A 13758-nucleotide genomic window follows, 5' to 3' on the forward strand; every position below is an offset into this window, starting at 1 on the left:
TGGTCGGCGTGGGTGATGGTCAGGCCGTGCGGCGCACCGGGGTACACCTTCAACTCGGCGTCCTTGATGATCTGCGAAGACAGCTTGGCCGAGGCATCGAACGGCACGATCTGGTCGTCATCACCGTGCACGACCAAAGCCGGCACATCGATCTTCTTCAGGTCCTCGGTGTAATCCACTTCTGAGAACTCGTGCACGCAGTCGTACTGACCCTTGACGCCACCGAGCATTCCCTGCAGCCAGAACGCATCACGCATGCCCTGGGTAACGGTGTTGCCGTCGCGGTTGGCACCGAAGAACGGCGTGGTCAGGTCCTTGAAGAACTGCGAACGATCGCCACCGGTGCCCTTGCGGATGCCATCGAAGACCTCCAACGGGGTGCCGGCCGGGTTGGCATCGGTCTTCAGCATCAGCGGCGGCACGGCGCCGACCAGCACCACCTTGGCCACGCGCTGGCTGCCATGGCGACCAATGTAGTGGGCCACTTCGCCGCCACCGGTGGAATGGCCGACCAGGATCGCGTCCTTCAGGTCCAGCGTCTCGATCACCGCGGCCAGGTCATCGGCGTAGGTGTCCATGTTGTTGCCGTCCCAGGTCTGGCTGGAGCGGCCATGGCTGCGACGGTCGTGGGCGATTACGCGGAAGCCGTTCTGGCCCATGAACAGCATCTGCGGGTCCCAGGCATCGGACGACAGCGGCCAGCCGTGGGCGAACACGATCGGCTGGCCGGTACCCCAATCCTTGTAGAAGATGCGGGCGCCGTCGGCGACGGTGACGAAGTTGCTCATTGCAGGTTCCTTGGCGGAAGGGAGGGAAGGCGCTGGCAGTCATGCCGGTGCCTCCGGCAGTACAGCGCAGCGCCAGGCCGACGACTTGCACGGCTGTGCTGGATTGCACCAGATGTGACGCGTATCGCTCTGGCACGAAGCCGTTCCGGCATCGAGGATGGCGGCAGCCCTGTCGAGGAGCCTGTAATGTCGAATGCGTGTTGGCGCTTGTTGTGGTGCCTGCTGCTGGCCACGGGGGCGCATGCTCAGACCAACGTCTACAAATGCGTGGACGGGCCGCATCCGGTCTATCAGCAGACGCCGTGCCAGGGGCGTGCGGAATGGCGTTGGGAGGTGCCGGCGGAACCGCCCTCAACAGGTGCGACGGCGGCCAAGGCGGCGAGCCCGACCCCAAGACGTGCGCGCGTGGTGCAGCAGGGGCGTGCGCGGGCTGCGCTGATACCCATCAGCACGGATCCCACCGCCTGTGAGCGTGCGCGGCAGCAACGCGGGAAGGTCCTCGCCAGGGCCAAACGCCTGGACTTCGTACAGCGGCGGCAGCTGGATGACGCGGTGTACGACGCGTGCCGCTGAATCCAGGAGTGCCAGAAGCGACAACGGCGCCCAATGGCGCCGTTGTCAGCAGATGCCAGGTGCCGGATCTCAGCGACCGTCGCTGGCCGACGCCGGTGCCGGCGAGGGCACGCTGTCCGGCTTGGGCAGGCTCAGCTCCGGGTTGCCCTGTTCGGCCTGCAGGATCTGGATGCGGCGCTGCAGGGAATCCAGCTGGCTGTTGGTGCTCTGCACATCGCTGCTCAGGCTGACCGCCTGCTGCTGGGCCTGCTGCAGGGCAGCACTGACCTGGGCCGACTGTGCCTGCTGCTGTTCCATTTCCTGCTGCAGGGTGCGCAGGCGTTCCTCGTTGTAGGCCACCAGGCGCTCGGTATAGCGCTTGCCGGCTTCCAGGCGCGTGGTGTCGATGTAGACCTGGGCCAACTGCTCGGACTGCTGCGCGAAGGTGCGGTAGACACGCTCGGCGTTGTCGACGGCGTCGGTCTTGATCACCCGCCAGAAGTTCTTCTCCTGGAACAGGGCGACGTAGTAGGTCAGGGTGTTGGCATTGAACAGCAGGCTGGCGCCGTAGTTGCCGTTGTAGGTGGTGCGCAGCTCGGTCAGCTGGCGCGCATCCATCAGCTGCTTGAGCTCATCAACGGTGTTGCGCACCACCGGTGCGGTGCGCGCGGCCGGCTCTGCGGCTGCTTCGCGATCGCCACGGGCAGCCATCGCCGCCGGTGCCACCAGCATCATGGCCACGGCCAGCAGTGCCGCGCCGCGCGCGTGCCGGGCGAAGACCGCGCCCCCTGAAGTTTCTCGCATGTCTAGACCATCCACGGATGAGTGTGGGTTGAGATGAAGGTGGTTCCCCGCCGGGAGTCTAGCATGCGCGCGGGCGCCGCCAAGGGCGCCGGTCACGGGTCAGTAGACCAGCTGCGCCGCGCTGCACTGGATCGACTGCACGTTGACATCGGTGCGGCCCAGCTCCAGGCCCAGCACGCTGGCCAGCAGGTTGGTCAGCAGGGTGCCGACGCTGTTGAGGACCGGACGCAAAGCGGACAGGATCGGCTTGAGCAGCGTGCACAGCAGGCCACTGCAGGTGACGCTGCCGTCGGGGTTGGTGACGCCCGTTCCCCCCGCACCATCGAGGAAGCCGGCCGGTGCGGTCTGGATGTACGACGCCAGGTTGTTGCGCACACAGCCGTTGTAGTCGATCAAGTTGCCGAGCAGGCTGTCGCAGCGGTTGATCAGCAGGCCGCCGACCAGCGATCCGAGCAGGCCGTCGAGCAAGCCCAGCCCCTGTCCGGTGACGGTCGTCCTGTAGCCGGTCCACACCGAACCGTCTTCCCAACAGGTGGTCAGGCCCAGCAGGCAGGGCTTGGGCACGCCATTCTTCACCGTCCAGTTGCCCAGCGGCGCGAGGTTCCGTGCCGGGTCACCATCACGTAGCAACGGGATGACCTGATCGACGTTGTAGCGCCCGCCACTGGGAAAGGCCGCCAGTAGATAACGGTCGGCCAGGGCCTTGGCCGTGTCGTTGGCGCTCATGCCCTGCTTGGGTGAACTGAGCATGCCTGACAGCACGCGCAGCAGTTCATTGACCAGATCCGACACCGCGTTGCCTACTGCCAGCGGGTTGATCCGGGTCGATGCGGTCTCGCCGGCGGCCAGAGTCAGGTTCTGCGAGCTGGTCAGGGCGGGCAGGGTGATCTTGTCATTGATCAAGGGTTGCCCGAGCAGTTTCAGCAACTGCTCGTTCTTCAGGGTGGCGTCGCAGACATTGTTCTTGGAGAAGCGTTGCGCCGGGTCGACATTGCCGACACACGCGCGCAGCACCGACGAATCGACCTGGATGGTGGCCTTGGGTGGACTGGCGCCGCACTGGATACCGGTCAGCGTACCCATCGCGTTGGCGACATCGACATGCAGCGGCAGATGCAGGCGCGTGCCGAGCAGATTCAGCAGCGGCCCAAGTGCGAACAGATTATTGCTGTCCACGTCCACCAGCAGGCGCACCTGGGCGTTGTACGCGCGCGTGCCGACGCCACCGATGGCGATCGAGGGCGGCTCCACCACGCCGGCCTGGATGTTGATCCCCAGCAGGTCCAGCCCCTTCACCGCAACGCCATTGCCGTCATTGGCGATGGAAATGGCGGTGCTGATCAGGTTGAGCACGTTGACCTTGGTTTCCAGTGCGCTGCCGACCGTGCCATCCGGCGAAACGACCTCGGCGAACAGACCGCCACCCCCGGACTGGCTGCCCAGCACGATGTTGAGCTTGTTGATGTCCAACTGGGTGGCGACCAGATCGGACAGGGCGCGCAGCTGCACGCCGACGGTGGTATCGCGACCGACCACGGTGGCGGTGGCATCGACCAGCTGTGCCAGTGAGATCTTGTTGACCGACAGCAGGCGGTTGAAGTCGGCCACGCTGAGATTGGCGGTGACCGGGATGTTGAGCGCCTTGAGCAGGCCCGACGGGGTGATGTTGGCCTGGGCCAGACCGTCATAGGAGAGCACGGTCGCATTGGTGACATCCAGGCCGATCATGCGCAGTGTCGACAGCAGCACCGAGTTGCCGTTGGTGCGCAGCAGCTGCGAGCCCACCGCGAACACTGCCGTGGGCTCCGACCGGCGGGCAACAGCCTGTGCGCTGACGGTCGGCAGGCTGGTGTTCTGGCCGAAGAAGGGAAGCACACTGCGCTCGGCGACAACCTGTACTGCATTGCGCGGGTTGGCGGCATCGACGGTGGTGACGAAGCGGTTCGCGGTGGCGCGTGTGGCGCTCCAGTTGCCGCAGTGGATCTGCAGGCTCCCCGCAAACCTGTTCTGGGTGAGTGCGCTCTGCCGGGCAGCACTGTTGTCGCTGTTGTCCGAGGTGCACAACTCCAGTCGCTGCGCGCCGGCCAGAGCGGCCAGGTCGGCAACCTTCTGCGCATCGCGCTTGGCCCAGAACAGATAGCCGATTTCAATCAGGCCCAGCATCGCCAGCAACGCCAGCATGACCAGCATCATGGTGACCGACATGCCGCCGCGTGCGCGGCTGAAACTGAACTGGCGTGGGCGTTTCATGGCCTACCTCAGCGTCCGGATGAGGATGTTCCCTTGGACTTGGCGACATCGGCTTCAAAGAAGTCCGGGATCTCGTGTTCGAAACTCTTGATGTAGCGGGCATAGCTCAACGTGGCCTGGTCGCCAAGGATCGGCAGGCGCTGCCCGGCCTGCTGCCCCGAAGCCTGCAGGCGGAACAGGCCACGGGTGGTATCGCCGATCTGGCTGCGTACAGGGCGGACCGCCGGTGTGGTGGCATCAGTGGCGGCGATCGCCGCCGGCATCGCGGCGGGTTCCGGCGGTGCAGGTGTGGACAGATCCACGGTGGGCAGCGGCTCGGACTGCAACGGCCGTGAGGCCGGTGCGGGGCCGCTGCCGCCGAGCATCTGCCCGGTCAACGGCTGTTGCTGCGCCTGCGCGACGCCTGCAATCAACAGGCAGGCCAGCACAGGCAGCAGGCCTCGGGTCAGGGGCATCGCGGTCATGGTGTGTTCCCGTTCCGGTGATCGGAGGTGCTGAAGCGTTCCAGCATCGAAGGCGGCAGGCGCTGCGGGTCGCGCTCGTCGCGGGTCTCGCGACGCGGCTCGACGGCCAGCCGTGCAGCGCTGGCCGCGGGAGCAGCGACGGTGCGGGCAGGCGCGGGGGCGGCCACTGCTGCAGATGCCTGTCGTTGCTGCAGGCGGGTGCGGATCTGTGCGGCCTGCTGCTGGATGCTGCGAAGGGTGTCCTCGTTGAGGCTGGCCTGCTGCGCCAGGCGCTGGGCGGTGGCGGTGTCACCGCGCAACACGGCCCACAGGGCGAGGTTGGCCGTGGCCTTGGCGTTGCCCGGGGACAGCTCCAAGGCCTTGGCCAGCGGCTCACGTGCCTGATCGAACTGTCCGGCACGCAGGCGTGCGTAGCCGAGGTCTCCCAGATAGTCGGTATTCAAGGGCTGCAGCTGCGTGGCCCGCGCCAGTGCCTTTTCACTGCCTGCATCGTCATCACGGCGTGCGGCGATCAGGCCCAGGCCGTGCGCGGCGGCCGCCGCCTGTGGGCCGCTGGAAAGATCACGGTACAGGGCGATGGCCGCATCGGCCTGCCCGGTCTCGCGCAGCGCGTCGGCCTGCAGCAGACGCAGCGCCGGTGGATCGCCGTAGCGTTGGCGGAAGGCATCCACATGCGCCAGCGAGGCATACCAGGCACCCTGCAGCTGCATGCGCGCGATCAGCTCCAGGTAGGCATTGCGGCTGTCCTGCGGTGCCGGCTCGGGTGCGGCCAGGGTGGGCGCGCGCAGGTACTTCGGCGTGGTTGACGCGCAGCCGCTGGCGACGGCGGCGAGGGCAAGCAGCAGGCAGGAGGTGCGCAGGGCAGGCATCAGGGCGATCCCATCTTGGACATGGTGGTGGCCAGCGCGACCAGCGCCGGGCCGGCAAGGACCAGCATCAGCGCTGGCAGCAGGGTCAGCATCATCACCACGGTCATCTTCACCGAGAGCTTGCCGACCTTTTCCTTCAGGGTGTTACGGCGCTGTTCGCGCAGCCGGATGCTGAACTGCCGTAGCGGTTCCTGCACCGCGCCGCCATGTGCGTGCACCTGCAGGATCAACTGCATCAGGCTGGTCAGGTCATCGTAGGCATAGACTTCGCTCAAGCGCCGCAGCGACTGCGCGCGGGTGCGGCCGTGGGTGTAGGCGACGTTGGCCTCCTGCAGTTCGCCACCGAGGACCGGCAGTGCATCGCGCAGCTTGTCGCCCAGCGTCTGCAGGCTCTGGTCCATGCTGAAGCCCACGCCCTGCAGCAGGCGCAGCAGATCGATCAGCAGGGGCAATTCGTTCTCGACAGCGCGCCTGCGTCGCTTCACCCAGGCGGACAGGATGAACTTGGGCAGCAGCAGGCCGGCAGCCAGCGCGCCGATGATCACCATGATCCTGGCCAGCCCTGTGACGCTGCTGAATGTCAGCACCAGGGCCAGTACCAGCACGGCCAGCAGCAGGCGCAGGCCGAGGTAGATGGCTGTGCCGCGGCGGGTGTTCCAGCCGGCCAGGTCCAGCAGCAGCCGGTCTTCATTGGTCAGCAACGCGGCCTCGAGGCGACCGCCGCTGAGCGCCCGGCCGAAACGCTCCAGCCAGCCCAGAGAGTCGCGCTGCGGCGCTGTTTCGCTGTCACGGGCGTCTTCCCGCGGTTGCAGGGCCGTCTTCAATGTGGCTGACGTGCGGTGCTCACGATGGCTGCGTACCCAGCCGCCGATACCGAGCAGGGCGACACCGGCGGCCAGCACCAGCAGGGAGAGGGCGAACCACGCGCTGGCGCTCATCGGTCGTCTCCGCAGGGGCGGGGGTGGTTCATAGCGACTTGGCCAGGCGATACAGCAGGAAGCCACCGACAAGCTCCAGGCCCAGTGCAATCAGCAGGATCTTGTGGCCGAGCGGGTCATGCAGCACCGGCTGGAAGAAGTCCGGGCTGGCGATCGCCATCAGCACAGCGCAGGCCGGTGGCAGCAAGCCGAGGACCCAGGCCGACATGCGGGTCTCGGAGGTGGTCGCGGCCAGTTCCTGCTGGGCTTGTTCCAGGTCGCGCATGAAATCACCCATGCGCTGCAGGATCTGGTCGGAGCGGCCGCCGATGCGCACGCTGACGCCGATCACCACCGACAGTACTTTCAGTACGTCCATCCGGTAGGGCTGTGCGGCCAGTGCCAGCGCCCTGTCCAGGTCCATCCCGCTGCGCGCGTAGCGTACCGTGGTATCCAGCAGCCCGCGCAGCGGCGCGCTGGTCTGCATCGACGCGACCTGGAACGCCGCCTGCAGACTGTTGCCCAGTGCGGTCAGCCGTACCAGGTTGTCCAGGAAGTCGGGAAGCATATGCAGCAGCTGGGCGCGCAGTTTCGAGGTGCGCCGCATCACCCACAGCCAGCAGCCCAGCAGGTACAGCAGCAAGGTCAGCGGGAACATCCATGCGGTGCCGAGCCGCAGCATCGCTACGACCGAAAGCACCAGTCCAGGCACCAGCAGCATGATCGGAAGCTTCCAGCCGGTCTGCAGGCCCGCACGCTGCAGCAGGCCATCCAGCGGCAGCACACGGCGTGCACCGCTGGCCGTTCGCGCCGGATCGTTGGCAGCGGCGATGGATGGCCCGGCAGGTGCGCCACTGCCTGCACTTCCACGTGCGAGCTGCTGCTCGGCATGCTGCAGCGATGCCTGACGTTGTTCGCGGCTGCTGGCCGTACCCCACAGCCAGACCGCCAGCGCCAGCAGCACCGAGATGATGCTCAACACGCCCAGCAGCAGGCCGGTGCCCATGTTCAGAAGTCTCCGTACAGCGACTCGCGCAGCTGCTGGCGGAACGGCTCCAGTTTGTGCGAGTGCGGATGGAAGCCCAGCCCGATCCAGCGATCGGTCTCTTTGCCATTGCCGTCGATCTGCAGCTCGTGGCGGAACATTTCCTGGGTGGTGATCAGGTTGTCGCTGACGCCGGTGATCTCGGTGATCGAAACCAATACACGACGGCCGCTGCCCAATCGAGAGATCTGCACGATGAAATCGATGGCACTGGCGATCTGCCGGCGCAGGCTGTCTTCGCTGCCCTGGAAGCCGGCGAAGCCGGCCAGCATCTCGATGCGGTACAGGCAGTCGCGCGGCGAGTTGGCATGGATGGTGGCCATCGATCCGTCATGGCCGGTGTTCATCGCCTGCAGCATTTCCAGCACCTCGGCACCGCGTACCTCGCCGACCACGATGCGGTCCGGGCGCATGCGCAGGCTGTTGCGGACCAGGTCGCGGATGCTGACCGCACCCTGGCCTTCGGCACCGCCGATGCGGCTCTCGAGCCGCACCACGTGCGGATGGTTGAGCGACAGTTCGGCCGTGTCCTCGACGGTGATCACGCGCTCATTCGGGGGCACGTAGCTGGCCAGTGCATTGAGCAGGGAGGTTTTGCCGGAGCTGGTGCCACCGGAGACCAGGATGTTGCAGCGGCCCAGCACCATCGCCTTCAGCAGTGCCTGCATCGGTGCGTCGAAGGTGCCCTTGGCCAGCAGCTCGTCAGGCGTGAACGGATCCTTGCGGAACTTGCGGATGGACACCATCGGTCCGTCCACCGCCAGCGGCGAGATGATCGCGTTGAGGCGGCCGCCGTTGGGCAGGCGCGCGTCAACCATCGGATTGGAGTCATCCAGGCGACGCCCGAGCGGGGCCAGGATGCGGCGCAGGATGCGCAGCAGGTGGGTATCGTCGGTGAAGCGTTGGGTGGCGCGCTTGAGCTGGCCGCCCTGCGAGACATGCACGTCCCTGAAGCCATTGATCAGGATGTCTTCGATGGACGGATCGTGCAGCAGGTCGTCGAGCGGGCCGAAGCCGGTCAGTTCCTTGACCAGACCTTCGGCAACCACCTGCATCTCCTCCTCGTTGATCGGGATTCGCCATTCCTGGATGAATCCCACGGTCTGCACCTGCACCCATCGGGCGATGGTGTCCGGTGCCCAGGAGTCGATGTCGATGCGCTCGTCCTCGATGCTGTTGAGCAAGTGCTCATGCGCTGCCGACAGCACCTTCTGGTACTGCTCGGTCTGCGCGAACGGCACGTGCGCCGGCGCGGTGTCGGGCAGCACCGGGCGGGTGGCGGCATGCGGGAACGGGGTTACCTTGTCTTCCATTGCGATCCACCCAGGGCAAGGGAGAGTCTTTCCCGCAGTCCCTGTGCCTGGACCGGGCAGGCGGCCGGATCCAGGCGCGAGACGAGCGGGGCGAGGGCACGCAGGTATGGGTCGCGCGGTGCATCCTGCAACAGCAGGTGGCCCTGGCTGGCAGCGAGGCGCACACGCGGACGTTCGGGCAGCGTGGCCAGCAGCGGTACTTCGAAGCGACGCGCGATCTGTTCGGGGCTCATGCCGCCGCTGTCGTCGTGGCGGTTGATCACCAGCTGCAGGCGCTTCTCGCGCTCGCGTTGACCGGCCAGATGCTTCAGGGCCTGATCGAGCGACACCAGCGTGGCGATCGACGCGTCGATGACCAGCCAGATTTCGTCCGCCTGGTCCAGCAGCAGCGGTGGCAGCTGCCGCAACGGACAGCCACCGGCATCACACAGCACGCTGGCAAACACGCCGCGCAGGCGCTGCAGCAATGCGCCGGGATCGGACGGTGGCACCGCATCGCTGCCGCTGGCGCGGTCCAGCAGCACCAGCCCCGAATCGTGGCGTGCCATTGCGGTGCGGGCGAGGGTGGCATCGATGCGGCTGGCATTGCGCAGCGCGTCTTCGTAGTGGAAACGGCTGTCCAGGTTGAGGTACAGCGCCAGATCGCCGGAGGGCTGCGCCAGCTCCATCAGCAGGCCGTCCTGGTGCAGCGCTTCGCCCTGGGCGAGTGCGCGTGTCTGTTGTGCCAGCACCGACAGGTGTGCGGCCAGGGTACTGGTGCCGACGCCGGCGCGGACGCCCAGCAGTACGATCAAGCGTGCCTTGTGCGCATGTTGTGCGGCGGCGGCTGGCCGTGGCGACAGCGCCCGGCGCAGCGCTGCTTCGATGCCGGTATTGTCGCTGTCCAGGTCCAGCACATCACGCAGTCCCACGCGCAGGGCCATCACCACGCCTTCCACCTGACCGGGACTGGTGGCGCCGACCGCAACCAGCATCAGATCCGGCTCGGTCTGCTGCAGCTGCTGTGCAAGCACGCTTGACGCGGCCGCATGCTCTGGGCGGAAATCGAGCAGCACCAGGCTCTGCGGTCCGCGTTGCAGGTCCTGCGCGGAGGTCGGCGCACTGCTGTCCTGCCAGTGCAGGGTGGTGGTCGGCGGCAGCTTGGCCGCCAGCCGGGGCAGCAGTTCGCGATCCATTCCGTACAGGACCAGGTTCATCGGTGGACCTTGCGGATGCAGCGGCTGAGCGGTGGCGTAGGGCATGGGCGTGGTATCGCAGGCATCATGGAGTCAGCGCGAGAAACCGGGTACCGGGTCCTGGCTGATCGGGCCAAGCAGCCACGCGCCCCATTCGGGGAGGTTCGGCTTGGCCTCGCGGTCGCCAGGCAGCGGCAGCTCGGTATTGCGTGCCAACGGCTGCACCAGCCGTGGCGTAACGATGATCACCAGCTCCTTGTCCTGGCGCTTGTAGTCGAAGTTGCGGAAGAATGAGCCGATGATCGGCAGGTCGCCCAGCAGGGGGATCTTGCCGACGTTGGAGACGACGTTCGAGCTGACCAGGCCACCGATCACGAAGCTCTCGCCGTCGCCGAGTTCGACCGTGGTGTCGGCGCGGCGGGTGGTGATCGAGGGAATCTGCACGCCGTTGAGCGCGATGGCATTGCTGTAGTCCAGATCGCTGGCTTCCGGCGCCACCTTCAGCGCGATGCGGTTGGGCGACAACACCGTCGGGGTCACGGTCAGGCCGATGCCGAATGGTTTGTAGGTAATGGTGGTGGTGCCAAGTCCCTGTGGCTCCAGGATGGGCAGCTCGCCACCGGCCAGGAAGCTGGCGCTCTGACCGGACAGCGCAACCAGGGTGGGTTCGGCCAGCACGCGGGCCATGCCGTTGCTCTGCAGCAGGTCCACGTCGGCGTTCCACAGTCCCTTGGTCGAGCCGAACACCAGGCGGAACGCAGACGAGATGGGCGACTCGGCTTCATTGCCGGAGTTGCCCTCCTTCATGCCTGGCAGGATGCCGGTATTGCCCGGCAGCTGGCCGCCAGGCCGCGCGAAACCATAGGCGAAGCTGCCATTCCGGTTCTGGAAGCTGATGCCGATCTGCTTCAGCGCGGTCTTGTTGAACTCGACCACCTTGACCTCGACCTGGACCACGCCGCCGCTGTTGACGGTGGAGGCATCGGCGAGCATGCCGTCCTTGCCCAGCGCCATGGCAGCGGGCTTCTGCTCCTGCATGTGCGACAGCACACTGTCGGTGCTCCCCTGCAGCAGGCCCTGGTTGTCCTGCTGGGTGAACACCAGCCCGTTCGCACCTGCATCGGCGGCGCCCTGTACCGCACTCTGTACCCGTACCTGCAGGCGCTGTGGCTCGGTCTGCTTGCGATGCCAGAGCAGCAACGTGGTCGTGCCCGGAGCCTTGCCGACCAGCAGCGCCTGGCGCTGGCCGCGCAGCACCACGATATCGGCTACGCCCGGATCGGCAATGGCGACCCGCTCCAGATCGCCCGGCAGGGTCCAGGGGCGCTGCTCACGTGCCTGCAGTACCAGGTCGTCGGCAGCCACGCTCGTCGCCGGTGCCAGCAGCACCAGCAGCAGGGCCAGCCAGCGCTGGCGTGGGGACGGACGTGGACAGTGGCGACGTTCGGTCATGGATGCGCTCGATGCAGTCATAGGGAACCACGGGGAGCGGAGCCGTCACCGCGGATGATCTCGATACCCGGCGCGCGTGGCGCGCTGCGTCGCGGCGCCGGCGCGCGGGCGGGCGCTTCCGGGTAGTTGCGGGCGGGCGTGCTGCTGCGACCGGCCAGTGCATCGCCGTCGATGCCGGCGAACGCGTGATTTTCTGGCCGTTGCAGCGCAAGTTGCTGTTCTGCATCCAGGCCACGCAGCGGATCGATCACCCCGCGTGCCTGCGGGAACAGCGCCAGATCGGGCTGGCCGGAATCGGCAGGGTTGCGCAGGGCCAGGAACAGCTTGCCCTGCTGCGCACCCAGCAGCAGGCGGTTGGCATCGGCCACCGGTACCGCCAGTACCGCGCTGCGTGCGGGCTGGGTGGCCTCGCTGCCTGTGCTCTGGTTGCTGCTACCGGTGATGTCGGCGGCGCGTGGATCGTTGCGGGTGTCGGCCTCACTGCTGGCTACCGCAGCATCGCTGGCTGGGGCAATGTCCTGCTGGCCATAGCTGAGCACTCTCAGGCGTGACAGCAGCAGGCGGGTCTGCGCGGCTTCGCCTGGGCTGTTGACGTTAGGCTGGGCATTGCGAAGGTTGAGGAACACGTCGACGAAGTCACCCGGCAGGATGCGGTTGCCGGCACCCACCAGCTCGTCGACCGGTACGGCCAGCGCACGTTCGCCCGCGCGCAGCTGCAGCGAGAAGCCCTGTGCGAGACTGCCGGCACTGATCGCCGTGCCTTCAGCGATATCCTGCACCGGCACCTTGCCGACGACCGCGGACATGCTGGTGGCGGCACCGGCAACCGGCGTGCTTCGCTGTGCAAGGCGCACACCATTGGCGCTGATCGGTTCGCCGGCCGGCAGGCGCGCCACGGCTTCGACCACGGTGATTTCCTGGGCCTCGCTGTGCGCAACAGGGGCAACCGAGGCAGGCGCTGCCGACCTGCGTCCGATCATCAAGGCAACCACGGCCAGCAGCACGGCCAGCCCGATCAGGGCGACGGCGGCGATGCGGGTCAACTTGAGCATGGAACCGTCTCCTTGAGTGTTCGTCAGTTGCCGCTGCCGAGGTCGAGCTGGGCGACGGCGACGCTGCGGATGGGAGCCTTCATCACCCACTTGTAGAGCGTGGCGGTGCCGGGCAGGAAGGGGTGGCTGGCATAGTCGTAGCTGACCGTCACGGTGATGCATTGGACCGTGGCGAGGCCGGCACAGGGCGCCTGCGCGGATACCGTGACGGCGTTGCTTCCCCCATTGCTGCAGTCGACGGGCTGACCCGAGAAGTTCAGCAGCCACTGCATCGAACCACGCGCGGCAACACAGGCCGCTGTACGGCGTTCATTGTCAGTGCCGTAGCGCAGCGATGCGCGAGCACCCTCGGCCGAGGCGGTTGCCAGCGTCTGCTGGGCCGCCATGATCATCACGCCGGAGAAAGTGAACAGCAGTAGTGGCAGCAGGCCCAGCATCAGCATCAGCGCGAATTCAATGCTGACCACGCCCCGTTGCAGCCTTGGACGATGGATGTTCATGTCAGGCCTCCGTACGTACTGAAGAGGATCCAACCGATGGCTGCCATTGCCAGGTAGGCCGCGTAGGGAATGCCTTGGCGTCCCTGGCGAGCGCTTTGCATCCCGCGCAGCGCCGGGTGTGAATGCCATTGCGAACTCGCCCGGATCATCTGGGCCTGCAGGCCAATGGGCAGTACTGGACCCAGCCGGCGCGACACCAGCACCACCGCTGCATGTACCCCCGCTGCGATGCTGGCCGCGATCCAGATCGGCAGCAGCGCCTGCCAGCCAAGCATCAATCCCAGTGCGGAAAAAAATTTCACATCGCCGGCGCCCATCCAGCGCAGCGCATAGAAGGGCAGCAATGCGACCAGGCCGAGCGCCGCGCCGGCAACGTGGGAAATCCACGGCAGGCGCGGCGCACTGAACTGGCCGGCGATGAGCAGGACAACGGTGATCGCGCATGCAGACAGCAGCCAGGCATTGGGCACCCGACGGGCGTACAGATCGCTGATCGCGATCCGCAGGCACACACCGATGGCCAACAATCCCAGCAGTGTCATCACACACTCCATCGTCCGTCAGTGGACGGTCAGCA

At 66.7% G+C, this 13758-nt stretch carries 14 protein-coding genes; 1 reads left to right on the top strand and 13 read right to left on the bottom strand.

The features are described 5' to 3' along the window. A partial coding sequence (locus tag N5J73_RS03210) for an alpha/beta hydrolase (RefSeq protein ID WP_279940565.1) occupies nt 1–788 on the bottom strand: 788 nt, incomplete at its 3' end. A 186-nt stretch (nt 789–974) separates the two neighbouring features. On the opposite strand from N5J73_RS03210, the gene N5J73_RS03215 reads away from it, so the two are divergent. Next, nucleotides 975–1361 (top strand): hypothetical protein, encoded by a 387-nt coding sequence (locus N5J73_RS03215; protein ID WP_049448348.1) that lies wholly within the window; start codon nt 975–977, stop codon nt 1359–1361. 69 nt (nt 1362–1430) lie between these two features. Here N5J73_RS03215 and N5J73_RS03220 read toward each other — a convergent pair whose 3' ends face one another. The 12 genes from N5J73_RS03220 to N5J73_RS03275 all read right to left on the bottom strand — a co-directional run bounded on the left by N5J73_RS03220 (nt 1431) and on the right by N5J73_RS03275 (nt 13723). Further along, complete coding sequence (locus N5J73_RS03220; protein WP_049448349.1) at nt 1431–2144, bottom strand: DUF2968 domain-containing protein; 714 nt, start codon at nt 2142–2144, stop codon at nt 1431–1433. A gap of 99 nt (nt 2145–2243) precedes the next feature. Beyond that, nucleotides 2244–4394, bottom strand: coding sequence for a TadG family pilus assembly protein (locus tag N5J73_RS03225; protein ID WP_049448350.1), 2151 nt, complete (start codon nt 4392–4394; stop codon nt 2244–2246). A gap of 8 nt (nt 4395–4402) precedes the next feature. Next, a complete protein-coding gene (locus N5J73_RS03230; protein WP_049448351.1) occupies nt 4403–4858 on the bottom strand; it encodes a DUF3613 domain-containing protein in 456 nt (151 codons plus the stop codon). After that, a complete protein-coding gene (locus N5J73_RS03235) occupies nt 4855–5727 on the bottom strand; it encodes a Flp pilus assembly protein TadD (protein ID WP_049448352.1) in 873 nt (290 codons plus the stop codon). The genes N5J73_RS03230 and N5J73_RS03235 overlap by 4 nt, the downstream gene beginning before the upstream one ends. Then, the gene (locus tag N5J73_RS03240; protein ID WP_049448353.1) at nt 5727–6665 is read right to left on the bottom strand and encodes a type II secretion system F family protein; all 939 of its coding nucleotides are present in this window, start codon (nt 6663–6665) and stop codon (nt 5727–5729) included. Before N5J73_RS03240 ends, N5J73_RS03235 begins: the two co-directional genes overlap by 1 nt. Before the next feature lie 28 nt (nt 6666–6693). Continuing rightward, nucleotides 6694–7650, bottom strand: coding sequence for a type II secretion system F family protein (locus tag N5J73_RS03245; protein WP_099589687.1), 957 nt, complete (start codon nt 7648–7650; stop codon nt 6694–6696). A gap of 2 nt (nt 7651–7652) precedes the next feature. Then, nucleotides 7653–9002 (bottom strand): CpaF family protein, encoded by a 1350-nt coding sequence (locus N5J73_RS03250; RefSeq protein ID WP_049448358.1) that lies wholly within the window; start codon nt 9000–9002, stop codon nt 7653–7655. Beyond that, the gene (locus tag N5J73_RS03255; RefSeq protein ID WP_049448359.1) at nt 8987–10243 is read right to left on the bottom strand and encodes a fimbrial protein; all 1257 of its coding nucleotides are present in this window, start codon (nt 10241–10243) and stop codon (nt 8987–8989) included. Before N5J73_RS03255 ends, N5J73_RS03250 begins: the two co-directional genes overlap by 16 nt. A 27-nt stretch (nt 10244–10270) precedes the next feature. Then, nucleotides 10271–11629, bottom strand: a complete 1359-nt coding sequence (locus N5J73_RS03260; RefSeq protein WP_279940568.1) for a type II and III secretion system protein family protein — start codon at nt 11627–11629, stop codon at nt 10271–10273. A gap of 17 nt (nt 11630–11646) precedes the next feature. Next, on the bottom strand, nt 11647–12681 hold the full coding sequence (cpaB, locus tag N5J73_RS03265) for a Flp pilus assembly protein CpaB (RefSeq protein WP_049448363.1): 1035 nt from the start codon (nt 12679–12681) through the stop codon (nt 11647–11649). 23 nt (nt 12682–12704) lie between these two features. Next, complete coding sequence (locus N5J73_RS03270) at nt 12705–13181, bottom strand: TadE/TadG family type IV pilus assembly protein (protein ID WP_049448365.1); 477 nt, start codon at nt 13179–13181, stop codon at nt 12705–12707. After that, nucleotides 13178–13723, bottom strand: a complete 546-nt coding sequence (locus N5J73_RS03275; RefSeq protein ID WP_049448367.1) for a prepilin peptidase — start codon at nt 13721–13723, stop codon at nt 13178–13180. The genes N5J73_RS03270 and N5J73_RS03275 overlap by 4 nt, the downstream gene beginning before the upstream one ends. Between the last annotated feature and the right edge of the window lie 35 nt (nt 13724–13758).

Origin of the sequence: Stenotrophomonas sp. GD03654, assembly GCF_029845105.1 — a bacterium.
GTDB classification, from domain to species: domain Bacteria; phylum Pseudomonadota; class Gammaproteobacteria; order Xanthomonadales; family Xanthomonadaceae; genus Stenotrophomonas; species Stenotrophomonas africana.